16 protein-coding genes are annotated in these 17,584 nt (G+C 61.5%); 3 read left to right on the top strand and 13 right to left on the bottom strand.

The window, feature by feature from the left end:
- The 7 genes from ACGJAX_RS04655 to ACGJAX_RS04685 all read right to left on the bottom strand — a co-directional run bounded on the left by ACGJAX_RS04655 (position 1) and on the right by ACGJAX_RS04685 (position 9,076).
- Positions 1 to 558: a phosphonate degradation HD-domain oxygenase gene (locus ACGJAX_RS04655; RefSeq protein ID WP_090326182.1), complete on the bottom strand. Its 558-nt coding sequence runs from the start codon at positions 556 to 558 to the stop codon at positions 1 to 3.
- Positions 558 to 1,691: a TIGR03364 family FAD-dependent oxidoreductase gene (locus tag ACGJAX_RS04660; RefSeq protein ID WP_390957592.1), complete on the bottom strand. Its 1,134-nt coding sequence runs from the start codon at positions 1,689 to 1,691 to the stop codon at positions 558 to 560. The genes ACGJAX_RS04655 and ACGJAX_RS04660 overlap by 1 nt, the downstream gene beginning before the upstream one ends.
- A gap of 115 nt (positions 1,692 to 1,806) precedes the next feature.
- Positions 1,807 to 2,832 (bottom strand): putative 2-aminoethylphosphonate ABC transporter substrate-binding protein, encoded by a 1,026-nt coding sequence (locus ACGJAX_RS04665; RefSeq protein WP_090326187.1) that lies wholly within the window; start codon positions 2,830 to 2,832, stop codon positions 1,807 to 1,809.
- 53 nt (positions 2,833 to 2,885) lie between these two features.
- The gene (locus ACGJAX_RS04670; protein WP_390957594.1) at positions 2,886 to 4,610 is read right to left on the bottom strand and encodes a putative 2-aminoethylphosphonate ABC transporter permease subunit; all 1,725 of its coding nucleotides are present in this window, start codon (positions 4,608 to 4,610) and stop codon (positions 2,886 to 2,888) included.
- Positions 4,610 to 5,686, bottom strand: a complete 1,077-nt coding sequence (locus ACGJAX_RS04675) for a putative 2-aminoethylphosphonate ABC transporter ATP-binding protein (RefSeq protein WP_090326194.1) — start codon at positions 5,684 to 5,686, stop codon at positions 4,610 to 4,612. Before ACGJAX_RS04675 ends, ACGJAX_RS04670 begins: the two co-directional genes overlap by 1 nt.
- A gap of 218 nt (positions 5,687 to 5,904) precedes the next feature.
- Positions 5,905 to 6,768 carry a LysR substrate-binding domain-containing protein gene (locus ACGJAX_RS04680; protein WP_390957596.1) on the bottom strand — a complete coding sequence of 288 codons (864 nt, stop codon included), beginning with the start codon at positions 6,766 to 6,768 and terminating at the stop codon, positions 5,905 to 5,907.
- A 16-nt stretch (positions 6,769 to 6,784) separates the two neighbouring features.
- On the bottom strand, positions 6,785 to 9,076 hold the full coding sequence (locus ACGJAX_RS04685) for a heavy metal translocating P-type ATPase (RefSeq protein ID WP_390957598.1): 2,292 nt from the start codon (positions 9,074 to 9,076) through the stop codon (positions 6,785 to 6,787).
- Positions 9,077 to 9,161: 85 nt separating this feature from the next.
- Between ACGJAX_RS04685 and cadR the strand changes: the two genes are divergently transcribed.
- On the top strand, positions 9,162 to 9,611 hold the full coding sequence (gene cadR / locus ACGJAX_RS04690) for a Cd(II)/Pb(II)-responsive transcriptional regulator (RefSeq protein ID WP_390957600.1): 450 nt from the start codon (positions 9,162 to 9,164) through the stop codon (positions 9,609 to 9,611).
- A gap of 133 nt (positions 9,612 to 9,744) precedes the next feature.
- Here the strand turns inward: cadR and ACGJAX_RS04695 are convergent, their stop codons facing one another.
- The 3 genes from ACGJAX_RS04695 to ACGJAX_RS04705 form a co-directional block, all read right to left on the bottom strand.
- Entirely contained in the window at positions 9,745 to 10,716 is a 972-nt protein-coding gene (locus tag ACGJAX_RS04695) for a thymidylate synthase (protein WP_248914491.1), read from the bottom strand.
- Positions 10,717 to 10,764: 48 nt separating this feature from the next.
- Positions 10,765 to 11,577 (bottom strand): prolipoprotein diacylglyceryl transferase, encoded by an 813-nt coding sequence (gene lgt / locus ACGJAX_RS04700; RefSeq protein WP_090326270.1) that lies wholly within the window; start codon positions 11,575 to 11,577, stop codon positions 10,765 to 10,767.
- A gap of 83 nt (positions 11,578 to 11,660) precedes the next feature.
- A complete protein-coding gene (locus ACGJAX_RS04705; RefSeq protein WP_090326273.1) occupies positions 11,661 to 12,443 on the bottom strand; it encodes a sulfite exporter TauE/SafE family protein in 783 nt (260 codons plus the stop codon).
- Between the two features lie 132 nt (positions 12,444 to 12,575).
- Between ACGJAX_RS04705 and ACGJAX_RS04710 the strand changes: the two genes are divergently transcribed.
- On the top strand, positions 12,576 to 13,322 hold the full coding sequence (locus tag ACGJAX_RS04710) for an NRDE family protein (protein WP_390957603.1): 747 nt from the start codon (positions 12,576 to 12,578) through the stop codon (positions 13,320 to 13,322).
- Between the two features lie 114 nt (positions 13,323 to 13,436).
- On the opposite strand, the gene ptsP is transcribed toward ACGJAX_RS04710, so the two are convergent.
- The gene (ptsP, locus tag ACGJAX_RS04715) at positions 13,437 to 15,716 is read right to left on the bottom strand and encodes a phosphoenolpyruvate--protein phosphotransferase (RefSeq protein ID WP_090326277.1); all 2,280 of its coding nucleotides are present in this window, start codon (positions 15,714 to 15,716) and stop codon (positions 13,437 to 13,439) included.
- A gap of 22 nt (positions 15,717 to 15,738) precedes the next feature.
- On the bottom strand, positions 15,739 to 16,218 hold the full coding sequence (locus tag ACGJAX_RS04720) for an RNA pyrophosphohydrolase (RefSeq protein ID WP_007897732.1): 480 nt from the start codon (positions 16,216 to 16,218) through the stop codon (positions 15,739 to 15,741).
- A 143-nt stretch (positions 16,219 to 16,361) separates the two neighbouring features.
- Between ACGJAX_RS04720 and ACGJAX_RS04725 the strand changes: the two genes are divergently transcribed.
- On the top strand, positions 16,362 to 17,018 hold the full coding sequence (locus ACGJAX_RS04725; protein ID WP_090326278.1) for an HAD family phosphatase: 657 nt from the start codon (positions 16,362 to 16,364) through the stop codon (positions 17,016 to 17,018).
- Between the two features lie 119 nt (positions 17,019 to 17,137).
- On the opposite strand, the gene ACGJAX_RS04730 is transcribed toward ACGJAX_RS04725, so the two are convergent.
- Complete coding sequence (locus ACGJAX_RS04730; RefSeq protein WP_390957605.1) at positions 17,138 to 17,563, bottom strand: DUF2269 family protein; 426 nt, start codon at positions 17,561 to 17,563, stop codon at positions 17,138 to 17,140.
- Between the last annotated feature and the right edge of the window lie 21 nt (positions 17,564 to 17,584).

The following is a 17,584-nucleotide window of genomic DNA, read 5'->3' on the forward strand; positions in this document are numbered from 1 at the left end:
TTACGCCGCCAACAGCCGCAATGCCTTGTCCTTCAATACCGCCAGATCAATGACCGGCACATGCATCTCTTTGGCCTGTTCATCCCATTGGCGCATGCGCAAACTGACCGCGCACAACGGGTCTTTTTCGAACGCCTCGGCCTCGGTCTGCGTCATCACCCCGCCCTGATATTCCAGGGTCCGGCGACTGGCCTCACTCAAGCGTTCGTAGTACCCCGGCTCCCGAAGCGTCAGATAACGCTTGGCCTGAACGTGATACTCCACCAAGCGCGCCATGCGTTCGCTGAAGCCGACGCGGCGCAGGTAGTCGGCGCCCAACCGCTCATGACTGACCACACCGAAACCGCCCATGTTCTCCGCGCCTTCGCTGCAGATATGCCCGATATCGTGGAAAAATGCCGCCAACACCACTTCATCGTCGAAGCCTTCAGCCATGGCCAGTTCGGCGGCCTGGGACATGTGCTCGATCTGCGACACCGGCTCGCCGATGTAATCGCTGTCGCCAAAGCGCTCGTATAACCCGAACACTTCGGCGATGACTTGCTCATGACGCGCCATCAGATTTCTCCCAAAACAGTAGCCACATTGCGCTCGGCCATCGCCGGCCCGACGCTCATGCCGACGCCGGTGTGCATCAACGCCACACTCAGACCTTCAGCCGGACGCAGGAACGAAAACGGCCCCGGCCCCCGTGAACCATAGACACCCTGCCAGCGTTCAACCACTTGCACCTTGCAGCCCAGCGTCTGCTCAGCCAGCTCGATCATCCAGTCGTCGACCTGCTCGGCATTGAAGGGCGATGGATCGCGGCCGTAATGGTGGGAGTCACCGATGATCAGTTCGCCATAGGGCGTCGGACTGATCAGCAGGTGAATGCCGTTTTCGTGCAGATGCGGCGCGTGCCGCAGAATTTCAGCCTGCACCGCCGCCGCTTCCGGCAGGTCGGCGAAGGCGCCGTAATGCACGCAACTCAAACCGGTGAGCAAGGCGTGTTGCAGGTTCAGGTTGATCTGCGGTCGGGCGCGGAGCATTTGCAGGCGGCAGATTTGCGGATCGAGTTCGGCGATCTGCTCGGCCAGCAAGGTCTGATAATCGTGGCCGGAACAGACAATGATCTGCCCGGCGCTGAAACTACCGGCCGTGCTGTTCAAGCGGCCCGGTTCGATATCGCGCACCAGCGTGGAAAAGTGGAACTCGACGCCCAGGTCGCGGCGCAGGAAATCGATCAGCGCCGGAATCGCTTCACGCGAATACAGCTGCTGGTCGTCCATGCCGTGCAAAGCGGCGCGATGATGGCGAAATTGGCCGTCGTACAAATCGCGCAATGCAGCGCCGCGCAGCAAGTCGACGCGGTAGCCGTGTTCAACGGCGCGACCCTCGCAGAAGGCTTCAAGCAACTGTTCTTCGGCCTCGGTGCGGGCGAACAGGTACGAGCCATTGCGCTTGAGTTGCACGCCGGCGAGTTGCGCCCAGTCGCCCCAGATGCCGCGACTGGCGCGGGCCAGCTCCAGCATCGGACCCGGCGGCTGGCCGGTGACCAACGCCTGGCCGAAGTTGCGCACCGAAGCACCGACGGGCGTTTCGCTGCGTTCGAAAACCGTGACCTTGAGACCGCGTTTGGCCGCGGCATAAGCGTGGGACAAACCCAGGATGCCAGCGCCGACGATCAGCATGTCGTTGTGTTGTGTCATTAAGAGATGCCTTAAATTCGAGACCGCTTTCGCGAGCAGGCTCGCTCCCACAGGAGAGCGCATTCCAATGTGGGAGCGAGCCTGCTCGCGAAGAGGCCCTGTCAGCCGATGAAAATTACTTGGCTACAACTTTCTCGGACTTACCGTCATAGCGCTTGCGCCATTCGGTCAGGATCTCGTCGCGGTTCTTCGAAGCCCAGGCAAAGTCGTTCTTGATCAGGCGCTGCTCGTAATCCGCTGGCAGTTCAGTCTGCGGCTTGGCGATGCCAGGTTGTGCGAGGACGGCGAAGTTCTCTTTGTAGAGTTCCATGGCCTCTGGGCTAGCCGAGAAGTCCGCGAGTTTCTTCGCCGCGTCTTCGTGTGGCGTGCCCTTGATCACGGCGGTGGCTTCGATTTCCCAGCCCAGGCCTTCTTTCGGCAGGATGATGTCCAGCGGCGCGCCCTGGCGCTTGAGCTGTACGGCCGGGTATTCAAAGGAAATACCGATCGGGAATTCACCGGCTGCCGCCAGTTTGCAAGGCTTGGAACCGGAGTGGACGTACTGACCGATGTTCTGGTGCAGGGCGTCCATGTAAGCCCAGCCCTGCTTCTCGCCGAAGGTCTGCAGCCAGGCGCTGACGTCGAGGAAACCAGTGCCGGACGAAGCCGGGTTCGGCATGACGATCTTGCCTTTGTACTCAGGCTTGGTCAGGTCCTGCCAGCTTACTGGCTTGCTCAGGCCCTGCTTCTCGGCTTCGACGGTGTTGAAGCAAATGGTCGCGGCCCAGACATCCATGCCGACCCAGGCTGGCGGGTTGGCGGCGTCGCGGTAGTTGCCGCCGATCTTGCCCAGGTCCTTTGGCGCGTAGCTTTGCAACATGCCTTGCTGGTCGAGGATCGCCAGGCTCGAAGCAGCCAGCCCCCAGACCGCGTCAGCTTGTGGGCGGGCTTTTTCGGCCAGCAGTTTGGCGGTGATGATTCCGGTGGAATCACGCACCCACTTGATTTCAACGTCCGGGTTGGTCTTTTCGAACGCGGCCTTGTAGGCCGTCAGCTGTTCGGCTTCGAGGGCGGTGTACACCGTCAACTCGGTTTTCGCCGCATAGGCGTTCAGGCTGAAAGCGGTGAGGACAGCAGCGGCCAGGGCCATAGGCTTGAACATGATCTTTTCCTGTTGTTGAGTTGAGTGGGTGCTTTCGGTTTGAGGAGAAGGATTCAGTGACCAGGCGCGGTCTGCCGCCAGGCCTGGGAGCGGCGCAGCAAGCCGCGCGAAGCCCAGGCCAGCAGCAGGGACACGCCCGCCGAGGTGAACAGAATCAGGGTCGACATGGCCGCCGCGCCGCCGACATTGCCGGCGTCGTCCATGTTCAGCACCGCCACCGCCGCGAGGATGGTGTCGGGGCTGTAGAGGAAGATCGCCGCCGAAACGGTGGTCATGGCCGAGACGAACAAGTAGCGCACGATGTCCAGCAGCGCCGGCAGGCAGATCGGCACGGTGACGCGCAGGTAGTGCCGGTACAGCGGCGCCTTGAGCGATAACGCGGCGGCTTCGAACTCGGCGTCGAGTTGGCGCAACGCGGTGGTGGCGGTCATTTGCGCGGTGGTCAGGTAGTGCGCGATGGTGCACACGATCAGCAGGGTCATGGTCCCGTAGAGCACATGCAGCGGGTTGCCGGTGAGGTTGAAGAAGAAGACGTACCCCAACCCCAGCACCAGGCCCGGCACGGCCATCGGCACGAAACTGAGCATGCGCAGGGTCAGGTTCAGGCCGCGCTGTCCCTTGGTTTTTTCCATCAGGTAGGCACCGGTGAAGATCAGCAGGCTGCCGATCAACGCTGTGCCCAGGGCCATCTTCAGGCTGTTGCCGTAGGCCAGCCAGCCACCGCCGGCGGTTTCGTTGAACTGGTAGTGATTGAGCGACAGCGACAGGTTGTACGGCCAGAACTTCACCAGCGAGGAGAACACCGCCATGCCGAACACCAGCAACAGCGCGGCGCTGATCAGCAGGACGATGGCCAGGTAGCAACCGTCGCGCCGCTTCGATGGCGCCGGCTTGAACACCTGGGCCCGCCCGCTCATGGAGTCGCCGTGGCGACGGCGCAACCAGGCATCGACACCGAAGCTGAACAGCGCAGGCAGCAGCAACACCATGCCGATCAAGGCGCCGCGTCCGAACTGTTGCTGGCCGACGACGGCCTTGTAGGCTTCCAGCGCCAGCACTTGATAGTCGCCACCGACCACCACGGGCACGCCGAAGTCGGTGATGGTCAGGGTGAACACCAGGCAGAACGCGGCGAACACCGCCTGACGCGTCGCCGGCCAGGTGATGCTGCGAAAGGCTTTCGCCGGACTGGCACCCATGCTGGAGGCGGCATCGAACAGCCGCGCATCCGCCAGGGACAAGGCCGACAGCAGAATCATCAGGGCGTGCGGGAAGGTGTAGATCACTTCACCCAGCACAATGCCCCAGAAGCCATAGATGTTGTCCGAGAGCAGGCCACGCAACAGGCCCTGGTTGCCGAACAGGTAAACCAGCGCGATCCCCGGCAGCATCGATGGCGCCATCAAGGGCAGCAGGGAAATGCCGCGCCAGATGCCTTTGGCCGGGATCAAGGTGCGCTGCAAGGCGTAGGCAAACAGGTAGGCCAGCGGTACGACGATGGCCGCGACGCTGAGGGAAACTTTCAGGCTATTGCCCAGCAACCAGTGGAAATTGTCGCTGGTCACCAATTCCCTGGCGGCGATCCAGCCTCCGCCCTGCCCGGCTTCAGAACTGAACCCGCGCCAGAAAATCGCCAACAACGGCATCAACACCGCGACGCCCAGCAACACCAGCAGAAGGACTTTGCCGCCGACCACGAACAACCGATCGCCGATCTCGGCACGGGAGGTCTGCCGCACCTGCTTGTGTGGCAGCGGCAGCGCGATATTGGCGCTCATCAGGCAAACACCTGCAGGCTGCGCGGCGGCAAGGCGACCATGATTTGCTGCGAACCCAGACGCGGCATGGCTTCCGGCGCCAGTTCGGCCAGCAGCGCGTGCCCCGGCAACTGATCGAGTTCGAAGCTCATGCGGCAGCGATTACCGAGGAAGGTGATTTCGCGAACCTTGGCCGGGAACAGGTTTTCTTCATGCACCGGCGGGTTGACGTTGATCGCTTCAGGGCGACAGAACAGCCGCCCCGAAGCGCTTTTGGCACTGCCGTCGGCCAGGCGCATGTTCATGCCACCGACCTGGGCGTGACTGTCGCTGCTGCGATGGAATGGCAACCAGTTACCCTGACCGACGAACTCCGCCACGAATGGCGTGGCGGGGCGGTTGTAGATTTCCTGTGGCGTGGCGTATTGCTCGACCTTGCCATTGTTCATCACGGCAATGCGGTCGGCCATCAGCATGGCCTCGTCCTGATTGTGGGTGACCATCAGGGTGGTGATGCCGAGGTTGCGTTGCAGCTGGCGCAGCTCCGTGCACAGATGCTCGCGGACCCGAGCGTCCAGTGCCGACATCGGCTCATCCAGCAGCAACAGCGAAGGCGCCGGTGCCAGGGCACGAGCCAGGGCAACCCGTTGCTGCTGACCACCGGACAACTGTCCTGGGTACTTTTTCTCACTGCCGGTCAGGCCGACCAGTTCCAGCATCTGACCGACCCGGCGGCGCATTTCATCGCGACCACTGCCGGCGAGGCCGTAGGCAATGTTCGCTTCGACTGTCAGGTTGGGAAACAGCGCGTAGGACTGAAACAGAATGCCGTAGTCACGGGCCTGGGGTGCCAGGTGGGAGACGTCGCGGTCACCGAGGTACAACTCGCCGCTGTCCTGCTTTTCCAGCCCGGCGATGCAGCGCAGCAAGGTGGTTTTGCCACAGCCCGACGGGCCGAGCAGACACACCAGCTCACCGGCCGCCACGTCCAGGGAAACGTTATCCAGCGCAGTGAAGGCGCCAAAGCGTTTCTGGACGCCACGCACTTTCATGGGTGCGCCCGGGTTGGTCAGGGCAGTTGCGATCGGGTTGTTCATGGACGGACCTCATCTGGCAGATGAGAGCCATCCTAGAGTTGTAATGAGTCCGTCATGTGGCAGTAGGGCAAAAACTGCCGATAGTGGTATTCGAGGATTTTGGTTCAAGTCTTGCGTTGTTCCATCGGCCGCCATCACGAGCAAGCTCGCTCAGGGGATTGTGGTCAACTGTGGGAGCGGGCTTGCCGGCGATGAGGCCGGGACAAGCAATAGAGATTTCAGGCCGGCGCCATTTCCTGCGCCACGCCCAAAAATGCCGCCGGCAACCGGGCGTTTTTCCGCTCCTTGAGGCAATACAGATACTCGGGGATCTGCGGCGCGTTCTCGATGGTCAGCACCCGCAATTGCGGATCATGGGGGACTTCCTGGCGGGCGATGATGCTGATGCCGATGTTGCGCAGCACCGCCTCACGGATCGACTCACGACTGCCAATCTCCAGCAACGGCCCAAAGCACACGCCTGCGCCAGCCAGCAGCTCTTCAGTCAGCCGACGGGTGGTCGAGCCCGGTTCACGCATCAGCAAGGTATGCCCCGCCAGTGCACTGAGCGGCACATGATCGTGAACTGCCAGCGGGTGATTGCGATGCACCGCCAGCACCAATGGATCGCTGCCGAGCACCCGGCGGATCAACCGAGCGTCTTCCAGCAACTGCGAGGATGCCGCGACATCGACCCGATACTCCTCAAGCGCTTCGAGCACCTGTTGTGAGTTGCCGATTTCCACCGACACCTCCACCTGGGGCAAGCGCTCACGAAAGGTCTTCACCAGATCCAGGATGTAATACGGCGCCGTGGCTGCGATGCGTAATGTGCCCTGGACCTGGCCGCAGTTGCGCAGGAAAAACTCGATGTCGGCTTCCTGCTGCATCAGTACCTTGACCATCGGCAACAGCTTCGCGCCTTCATCGCTGACACTGAGGCGGCGGCCGCCACGGTAGAACAGCTCCACCGAATACTGACTCTCGAGGTTGCGAATCTGCGTCGTCACCGTCGGTTGGCTCAGGCCGAGCTTTTTTGCCGCCAGGGTAATGCTGCCCAGGCGGGCCACCATGTAAAAAGCCTTAAGCTCGGCACTCAGCACACCCGTCCCTCTTCTTCTACTTGCGCAACAGGCGCAAACCGTTGAACACCACCAACAGGCTCACGCCCATGTCGGCGAACACCGCCATCCACATGGTAGCGAGCCCGGCGAAGGTTACCCCAAGAAAGACCGCTTTGATGACCAATGCCAACGCGATGTTCTGTTTGAGGATGCTCGAGGTTTGCCGCGACAGGCGAATGAATGCCGGGATTTTGCGCAGATCGTCGTCCATCAGGGCAACATCGGCGGTCTCGATGGCGGTATCGGTGCCCGCGGCGGCCATGGCGAAACCGATTTCCGCCCTGGCCAGTGCCGGCGCATCGTTGATGCCGTCGCCGACCATTGCCACACGATGGCCCTGTGCATAAAGCGCTTCGATGGCTTGCAGTTTGTCAGTCGGCAGCAGGTCACCCCGGGCCTGATCGATACCGACCTGCGCCGCGATCGCCTGCGCGGTGTGGACGTTATCGCCGGTCAGCATCAGGGTTTTGATACCCAGATCGTGCAATTGTCGGATCGCTTCACGGCTGGAGTCCTTTACCGTGTCGGCCACGGCAAACAGCGCCAATGGGCCGGTCTGATCGAGTAACAGCACCACGGATTTACCCTGTTTTTCCAGCGCGAACAGCTTCTCTTCCAATTCAGGCGAGCAAAGATTCAGCTCTTCCACCAGGCGGTGGTTGCCCAGGTAATAGACCTGTCCGCCCACCTCCCCGCGCACCCCGCGCCCGGCCAGGGCCTCGAAGTTATCCACAGTCAGCGGCGCAAGTTGTTTATCCACAGCTGCATTGGCAATGGCCAGGGACACCGGGTGGTCCGAGCGACCGGCCAGCGCCGCGGCAAGGGCCGGGGCCAACGTTGCAGCAACCGGATCGAGCGCCAGGTAATCGGTCTGCACCGGTTTGCCATGGGTGATGGTGCCGGTCTTGTCCAGGGCCAGGTAATCCAGCTTGTGACCACCTTCCAGATAAACGCCCCCCTTCACCAGAATGCCTTTGCGCGCCGCCGCAGCGAGGCCGCTGACGATGGTCACAGGTGTGGAAATCACCAGCGCGCAGGGGCAGGCCACCACCAGCAATACCAGTGCGCGGTAGATCCAGTCGAACCACAGCGCGCCCATGAACAACGGCGGGATGACCGCCACCGCCAAGGCCAGGATGAACACGGCCGGGGTGTAGATTTTCGAAAACCGGTCAACGAATCGTTGGGTCGGCGCCCGCGCGCCCTGGGCCTGTTCGACGGCGTGGATGATCCGTGCCAGGGTCGAGTGGTTCGCTGCCGCCGTCACGGCGTATTCCAGCGAACCGGCCTGGTTGATGGTGCCGGCGAACACTTTATCGCCGACGGTTTTCTCCACCGGCAAGCTTTCGCCGGTGATCGGTGCCTGATCGATGGTCGAAGTGCCGGACAGCACCTCGCCATCCAGGCCGATGCGCTCGCCGGGACGTACACGTACGCGGGCGCCGAGTTCGATGGTTTTGACGTCCTGTTCGACCCAAACACCGTCGGCTTGCTGCACCGTGGCCCGCTCCGGGGCCATCTGCATCAAGCCGCCGATGGCGTTGCGCGCACGGTCAAGGGATTTGGCTTCGATCAACTCGGCCACGGTGAACAGGAACATCACCATGGCCGCTTCCGGCCACTGCCCGATCAGGATCGCACCGGTCACTGCAATGCTCATCAGTGCGTTGATGTTCAGGTTGAGATTCTTCAGGGCGATCCAGCCCTTTTTATAAGTACCCAACCCGCCGCTGAGGATCGACACGAGCGCAATGATCGCGACCACCCAGTTCGGCGCAGCGCCGGTGAAATGAATGACTTCGGCCAGCAATGCACCGACGCCAGACAGCGCCAAGGGCCACCAGGGCTTTTTCTCGACGGCCGGAGCTGGCGCTTCAACGCCCTGCTCCAGCGGCTCGGCCTGCATGCCAAGGGACTTGATGGCTTCGATGATCGGTGCGGTGCCTGGCAGGTCGTGGGTCACGCCCAGCACCCGGTTGATCAGGTTGAATTCCAGCTGCTGCACACCCGCCAGCTTGCCGAGTTTGTTCTGGATCAGTGTTTGCTCGGTCGGGCAGTCCATCGCTTCAATGCGGAAACTGCTCAGCCGCGCGCCAGCGGTTGGCGTTTCGCTCAATTTGACCAACGACGGCGCCGCCACTTTGGCGGAACAGCAGGAATCGCCGTGACCGCCATGTTCATGCTTCTGCACAGGCTGCAGCTTGTGGCTGTGATCGTGATCGTGATCGTGATCGTGATCGTGATCGTGATCAGCCTCGGGTTTATGGGTGTGAAGGGAATCGCTCATTGGGTCGCGTCCATGAAGGTGCCTGTTGCCAAGTAAAGACCCTGTAGCCACTATAGGGTCAAGCACCCATTTGGAGATTGCCGTCATGAAGATTGGAGAGTTGGCGAAACTCACCGACTGCGCCGTGGAAACCATCCGCTACTACGAGCGCGAAAACCTGCTGCCGGAACCGGCCCGCAGCGACGGCAACTACCGCGTCTACACCCAGGCCCACGCCGAGCGCCTGACCTTCATCCGCAACTGCCGCACCCTCGACATGACCCTCGAAGAAATCCGCAGCCTGCTGACGTTGCGCGACAGTCCGCAGGATCAGTGCGAAAGCGTGAATGCGTTGATCGACGAACACATCCACCACGTCAAGGCGCGGATCGACGGGCTGCTCGCGCTACAGGCACAACTGCTCGACCTGCGCCAACGCTGTGGCGAAGGGCCGGACATCGATCAATGCGGGATTTTGCAGCGGCTGGAAGTGAGTGGCGGGGTGGTGGCGACGGAAGTTGAGCATTCACATGTGGGCCGTAGCCACGGCCACTGAAAACACCACTTACCCTTGTAGGAGCGAGCCTGCTCACGATGGACTCAATGACGACGCATTCTTTCAGACAATTCGCGTCATCGTTCACGTCCATCGCGAGCAGGCTCGCTCCTACAGGGGGTAGCGTTAGGCTTCAGACCGCCATTGGCGCCGTCATCGGCGGATGGTGCTCGTAGCCTTCCAGCGAGAAATCGCTCGGTTCGACCAACTCCAGCCATTCCGGCTGGTACACACCCGTCCTGGCAAACTCCGGCACACGATCACTGATCACCAGTTTCGGCATCGGGAACGGCTCGCGCTTGAGCTGCTCGTTGAGCATGTCCAGATGGTTTTCGTAGACGTGGGCGTCACCGATGAAATAGGTGAACCAACGCGGCGTGTAGCCGGTCAGGCGACCGATCAGGCTCAGCAGCGCGGCACCTTCGGTGAGGTTGAACGGCGTGCCCAGGCCCAGGTCGTTGGAGCGGATGTAGAGGGTCAGGGAAATCTCCTTGGTCTCGACATTCGGGTGGAACTGGTACAGCAGATGGCACGGCGGCAGGGCCATTTCATCGAGCTGGGCGACGTTCCAGCCGTGGAACAGGATACGGCGGCTGCCCGGGTCCTTGATGATGGTGTCGACGCATTGGCGAACCTGGTCGATGGCCTTGTACAGCACCACGTAAGCCTGGCCGCCTTCTTCGCCTTCGGCGATCTGACGGTAGCCTTGCTTCAGGGTCTGCTCGATAGCGGCCTGGTTGCTGACCGGGATCTGCTTGTACGCCGGCCACTTGCGCCATTGCACGCCGTAGATCTCGCCGAGGTCGTCTTCGCCCTGACGGAACGGGTTGGCCAGCCACTGGGCGTTTTCGTTGGCGTTCTGGTCCCAGACCTTGCAGCCCAGGGCGCGGAATTCTGCTGCGTTGTTCACGCCCCGCAGAAAGCCACACATCTCGCCGATGGCAGATTTGAAGGCCATCTTGCGCGTGGTGATCGCCGGGAAACCTTCCTTCAGGTCATAACGCAGCATCGCACCGGGGAAGCTGATGGTGTTCACGCCCGTACGATTGGCCTGTTTGGTGCCGTTCTTGATGACGTGGGCGACCAGTTCGAGATATTGCTTCATGAGTTACCTGTGTCCTTGAACCCGCAGCCGTCGCTGCGGGGTTCGAATTTATGCCGCTGCCGCTGGAGTCGCCGGGGCGCGGTGATACGCCAGCCAGATCAGGAACAGCCCGCCAACGATCATCGGCACGCACAGCAACTGACCCATGGTCAGCCAGTTCCAGGCCAGATAGCCCAGTTGTGCGTCCGGCACGCGGACGAATTCGACGATGAAACGGAAGATGCCGTAGAACAGCGCGAACATCCCGGAGACCGCCATGGTCGGCCGCGGCTTGCGCGAGAACAGCCACAGGATCAGGAACAGCGCCACGCCTTCGAGGGCGAACTGATACAGCTGCGACGGGTGACGCGGCAACTGCGCCGGATCGCTGAACGGCGGGAAGATCATTGCCCACGGCACGTCGGTCGGCTTGCCCCACAGCTCGGCGTTGATGAAGTTGCCGATGCGTCCGGCGCCAAGGCCGATCGGTACCATGGGTGCGACGAAGTCCATCAGCTGGAAGAACGACTTGTTGTTCTTTTTACCGAACCACAAGGCCGCCAGCATCACTCCGATGAAGCCGCCGTGGAATGACATGCCACCCTTCCACACTTCGAAAATCAGCGTCGGGTTGGCCAAGTACGCACTCAGATCGTAGAACAACACGTAGCCGAGGCGGCCGCCGACGATCACCCCCATCGACATCCAGAACACCATGTCGGAGAGTTTTTCCTTGGTCCAGGTCGGGTCGAAGCGGTTCAACCGGCGCGACGCCAGCAGCCAGGCGCCGCCGATGCCGATCAGGTACATCAGACCGTACCAGTGGATTTTCAGCGGACCGATGGCCACGGCCACCGGGTCGATCTGCGGGTAAGGCAGCATTGCGACTCCTCGTTAGAGTTCAAATCTCAAAAATTCCCGGGCGACGCTGCCACCTCAGGATTAAGCCAGGATTGCGCCCTGTGTCAGAGCAAGAAGTTCAGGCCGACGCAGAACAGCAAAGCGGCAAACAGTCTTTTCAGCAACTTCGGCGACAGCTTGTGGGCCAAACGTGCGCCGATGCGGGCGAAGAACATGCTGGTCAGGGCAATGCCCAGCAGCGCCGGCAAGTAAACAAAACCGAGACTATGGGCCGGCAGCAAGGGATCGTGCCAGCCCAGAATCATGAAAAATAATGCACTGGACAACGCAATCGGCAAGCCGCAGGCCGATGACGTGGCCACTGCTTGCTGCATCGGCACACTGCGCCAGGTCAGGAACGGCACGGTCAGCGAACCGCCGCCAATCCCGAAAATCGCCGACGCCCAGCCAATGACGCTGCCGGCCACGGTCAGACCGAATTTACCCGGCACCGTTCGACTGGCCTTGGGTTTGAGGTTCAGCGCCAATTGCGCGGCAATGACCAGGGCGAACACACCAATGATCTTTTGCAGGTTTGGCCCGGAAATCGCCTCAGCCGTCACTGCGCCGAAACCGGCGCCGATCAGAATGCCAACGGTCAGCCAGACGAAAATCGGCCAGCGCACGGCGCCACGCCGGTGATGCTCGCGAATGGCATTGACCGAAGTAAAAATGATGGTCGCCAGGGACGTGCCGACGGCCAGGTGCGTGAGGATCGACGGATCAAACCCTTGCGCCTTGAAGCTGAACACCAGCACCGGGACGATAATGATCCCGCCGCCCACGCCAAACAGCCCGGCCAGCACGCCGGCACAGGCGCCGAGCGCCAGATAGAGCAGAAATTCCATGGTGCTACACCACCCAACCCCAAAACCGGAGCGGCATGGTAACGGATGCATGGCCCTCGGCTCCACTGGATGGCGATGGATACCCGCGCAATGACTGCGTAGAGTGAGCAAAAAACACACAAGGACAACCTTATGTGCCTGATTGTTTTCGCCTGGCGCCCGGGTCATGCCCAGCCATTGATCGTGGCGGCCAACCGCGACGAGTTCTACGCCCGCCCCAGCCTGCCGCTGGCGCAATGGCCTGAAGCACCGCAGGTTCATGCCGGCCGCGACCTGGAGGCGGGTGGAACCTGGCTCGGCATTGGCGCCAATGGTCGCTTTGCCGCACTGACCAATATCCGCGATCCGCATCGACCGCCCGGCCGCCGGTCCCGTGGTGAACTGGTGGCGCGCTTTCTCACCAGCGAACTGCCGATTGACGACTATTTAGACGACGTTGTCGCACGTTCGCCGGAATACGGCGGCTTTAACCTGCTGGTGGGCAACCTGCATGAGCTGTGGCACTTCAATGCCCGGGAATCGGAAGCCGTCATGCTGCAACCGGGCGTCTACGGGGTGTCGAATGCCGGGCTGGATACGCCGTGGCCGAAGCTGCTCAAGGCCAAGGCTGCATTGAGCGCGGCAATGGATGATCCACGACCTGAGACGCTACTGACCTTGCTGAGCGATCCGCAGACCGCGCCATTCGCCGAGTTGCCGGATACCGGCGTGGGACTGGCCACCGAGACATTGCTGTCGAGCGTGTTCATTGCCAGCCAGAGTTACGGCACCCGGGCGAGTACGGCGTTGATTGTGCACGCGGACGGCTCGCGGCATTTGGTCGAAAGGAGTTTTGGGCCCTATGGCGGGCATTTGGGGGAAATAGAGATCAGGGTTTAGTTTTGTATTGCATGGACAGGCCTCATCGCGAGCAGGCTCGCTCCCACAAGGAATTTGCGTCGTTCGCAGATCCAGTGTGGGAGCGAGCCTGCTCGCGATGGGGCCGTCAGCTTTTTAGAGGGTTTTGACCGAAGCCGGATTGATCATCCGCGCCAACCCGAGGTTTTTCAGCGCCAGTTGCAGCGAGCTGTGGATCACTTGCGGGTTGTCGATGGTCATCAGCTCCGCCAACAACTCCTTGGCCTTGCTCAGGTTGATCTGGCGCAGCATCCACTTCACTTTCGGCAAGTTGGTGGCGTTCATCGACAGGCTGTCGAAACCCATGGCCATCAACAGAACCGCCGCCGCCGGATCACCGGCCATTTCACCGCAGATGCTTACCGGCTTGCCTTCGGCATGGGCATCGCGCACCACGTTTTGCAGCGCTTGCAGCACGGCCGGGTGCAGGTAATCGTAGAGATCGGCCACCCGTGGGTTGTTACGGTCCACGGCCAGCAGGTACTGGGTCAGGTCGTTGGAACCGACTGACAGGAAGTCCACCTGCCGCGCCAGCTCCTTGGTCTGGTACACCGCCGCCGGAATCTCGATCATCACGCCAATGGGCGGCATCGGCACGTCGGTGCCTTCGTCGCGTACTTCGCCCCAGGCCCGATGAATCAGGTGCAGGGCTTCTTCGAGCTCATGGGTGCCGGAGATCATCGGCAGCAGGATTCGCAGATTGTTCAGGCCTTCGCTGGCCTTGAGCATGGCGCGGGTCTGCACCAGGAAGATTTCCGGGTGGTCGAGGGTCACGCGAATGCCGCGCCAGCCGAGGAACGGGTTGTCTTCCTTGATCGGGAAGTACGACAGCGCCTTGTCGCCGCCGATGTCCAGGCTGCGCATGGTCACCGGTTGCGGATGGAATGCAGCGAGTTGCTCGCGGTAGATCGCCAGTTGTTCCTTTTCGCTGGGGAAGCGCTGGTTGATCATGAACGGCACTTCGGTGCGGTACAGGCCAACGCCTTCGGCACCGCGCTTCTGCGCTCGCGCCACATCGGCCAGCAGGCCGGTGTTGACCCACAGCGGCATGCGGTGGCCATCGACGGTCACGCACGGCAAATCGCGCAGGGCATCGAGGCCCAGCGCCAGTTGTTTCTCTTCCTCGACCACGTCGGCGAACTGCTTGCGCAATACGTCGCTCGGGTTGGTGTAGACCTCGCCGTGGTAGCCGTCGACGATCATCTGGATGCCGTCGACCTTGGAATACGGCAGGTCGACCAGGCCCATCACCGTCGGGATACCCATGGCGCGCGCCAGGATCGCCACGTGGGAGTTACCCGAACCGAGTACCGAGACCAGCCCCGCCAGCTTGCCTTCCGGCACCTCGCCGAGCATGGCCGGCGTCAGCTCTTCGCTGACCAGAATGGTGTTGTCGGGGTAGACCAGGGTTTGCTGACGCTCTTCCTGCAGGTAGGCGAGCAAGCGCCGGCCCAGGTCCTTGACGTCCGAAGCGCGCTCACGCAGGTAGGCGTCGTCCATCAATTCGAAACGGTTGACGTGATCGGTCACCACCTGACGCAACGCGCCCTGGGCCCACTGACCGGTCTTGATCACGGTGGTCACTTCACTGCCGAGCGCCGCGTCGTCGAGCATCATCAGGTAGACGTCGAACAGGGCGCGCTCTTCGGGACGCAGCTGCGTGGCGAGCTTGGCGGACAATGCGCGCATATCGGCGCGCACACCCTCAATGGCGGTCTTGAACAGCCCCAGCTCGGCGTCGATGTCGATGATGGTCTTGTCGGGCACCACGTCCAGATCGGCCGGAGGCAGCATGACCACCGCCGTACCGACCGCCGCGCCCGGTGAGCCCGGTACGCCGACGAACTTGGCTTCCTGGATGCCCTTGCCCTGACGGCCCAGGCCACGGATCGAACCGGTGGCCTCGGCGTGGGCGATAACGCCGGCGAGCTGCGCGCTCATGGTCACGAGGAAGGCTTCTTCACCTTCATCGAACTGGCGACGTTCTTTTTGCTGAATGACCAACACGCCGACAACGCGACGGTGGTGGATGATCGGCGCCCCGAGGAACGAGGCGTAGCGTTCTTCGCCGGTTTCGGCGAAGTAGCGGTAGCGCGGGTGATCCGCGGCATTTTCGAGGTTCAGGGGTTCTTCACGCGTGCCGACCAGACCGACCAGACCTTCATTGGGCGCCATGCTGACCTTGCCGATCGAGCGCTTGTTCAAGCCCTCGGTGGCCATCAGCACGAAACGGTTGGTCTCGGGGTCAAGCAGGTAGACCGAGCAGACCTGGCTGCCCATGGCCTCTTTGACGCGCAACACAATAATCCCCAACGCCGCCTTGAGATCCTTGGCGGAGTTAACTTCCTGGACGATCTTGCGCAGCGTATTGAGCATGGCTCGGGGTCGAACTCCGTCGTCAGTCGCGCGCTAAAAGGCGCGGGGCAAGCTCTTTGAGAGCGCGTCGATACACCTCGCGCTTGAATGTCACCACCTGGCCCAACGGATACCAATAGCTGACCCAGCGCCAGCCATCGAACTCCGGTTTACCGGTCAAATCCATCCGCACCCGCTGCTCGTTGGAGATCAGGCGCAGGAGAAACCATTTCTGCTTCTGGCCGATGCACAGCGGTTGGCTGTGAGTCCTGACCAGACGTTGCGGCAAACGATAGCGCAACCAGCCCCGGGTGCAGGCGAGAATTTCAACATCTTCGCGCTCCAGGCCCACTTCTTCGTTCAACTCGCGGTACAAGGCGTCTTCCGGCGTCTCCTGGGGGTTGATTCCACCTTGGGGAAACTGCCAGGCATCTTGATTGATACGGCGAGCCCATAGCACCTGTCCGGCATCATTCGTGAGAATGATCCCGACATTAGGACGGAAACCATCGGGGTCGATCACGGCAACAACCTCGCAAACGCATGTCGCCGCATTGTTCCACAAAGGTTGTGAAGGCAGCAACGCGCGGGCCTACCTTATGTGCACTCTTGTGAAAAGTCCGTATTCTGGACACCTTTCTACAGACTTTTCAGCGAGTAACTGCAATGCGGCTGGCTTTATTCGACTTGGACAACACCCTTCTGGGCGGTGACAGCGACCACGCCTGGGGCGATTACCTTTGTGAACGCGGCTTCCTCGACGCCGTGGCCTACAAGGCACGCAACGACGAGTTCTATCAGGACTACCTGGCCGGCAAGCTGGATAACGCCGCCTACCTGAATTTCTGCCTCGAGGTCCTCGGCCGCACCGAAATGGCCACCCTGGATCAATGGCACAGCGACTACATGCGCGATTGCATCGAGCCGATCGTACTGCCCAAGGCGATTGATCTGCTGGCCAAACACCGGGAAGCCGGCGACAAGCTGGTGATCATCACCGCGACCAATCGCTTCGTCACCGGACCGATTGCCGTGCGCCTGGGTGTCGAACACCTGATTGCTACCGAATGCGAGATGGTCGACGGCCGCTACACCGGGCGCAGCACCGACGTGCCGTGCTTCCGTGAAGGCAAGGTGACACGGTTGAATCGTTGGCTGGAAGAAACCGGGCATTCGCTGGAAGACAGCTACTTCTATAGCGACTCGATGAATGACCTGGCGTTGCTGGAGCAGGTGGCGAACCCGGTGGCCGTCGACCCGGACCCCAACCTTCATGCTGAAGCCAAAAAGCGTGGCTGGCCGGTCATCAGTCTGCGCGGCTGATATCGCCATCGCTGGCAAGCCAGCTCCCACAAGTGTCTCTGGTGCTCACAAAATCCGTATTCACTGAAGATCCCTGTGGGAGCTGGCTTGCCAGCGATTGGGCCAGCGCGGTTTCGAGGTTAGACCGGCTTGGCGCCCATCAAGCCGGCAATCGCGATAAAACACACAAAGCTGAACAGCGCCAAGGCAACGCTGAACTTGCCGACACCGCCCGGCGTCTTGCGCAACCGATTCAAGCGCACCAGCAACCAGAACCAAGCCAGCGCCGCCACGGTGTACAACACGCTCGACGCCAGCAGCCAGGTCTGACCCAATGGCCAGCCCACCAAGTGGACCATCCCCCAGCCGGTAAACGGCATGCTCAGCAGCGCCAGTCCCATCAACAACCAGACAAACACCCGCGGTTTCTGCAAGGTGCGACTTCCCGCCGTGGCATCACCGTTTCGCCGGGTCCGCCAGACCCAGATCCCCAGACCCAAAGCACATAGCAGCAACACGACCGTTGCCACCGTGTGCGCCGCTTTCAGGGCAGTTAACGTTTCCATGGCTCGAGTTCCTTATGGCTT

The sequence above is a fragment of the Pseudomonas moorei genome, assembly GCF_042846945.1.
GTDB lineage: Bacteria > Pseudomonadota > Gammaproteobacteria > Pseudomonadales > Pseudomonadaceae > Aquipseudomonas > Aquipseudomonas moorei.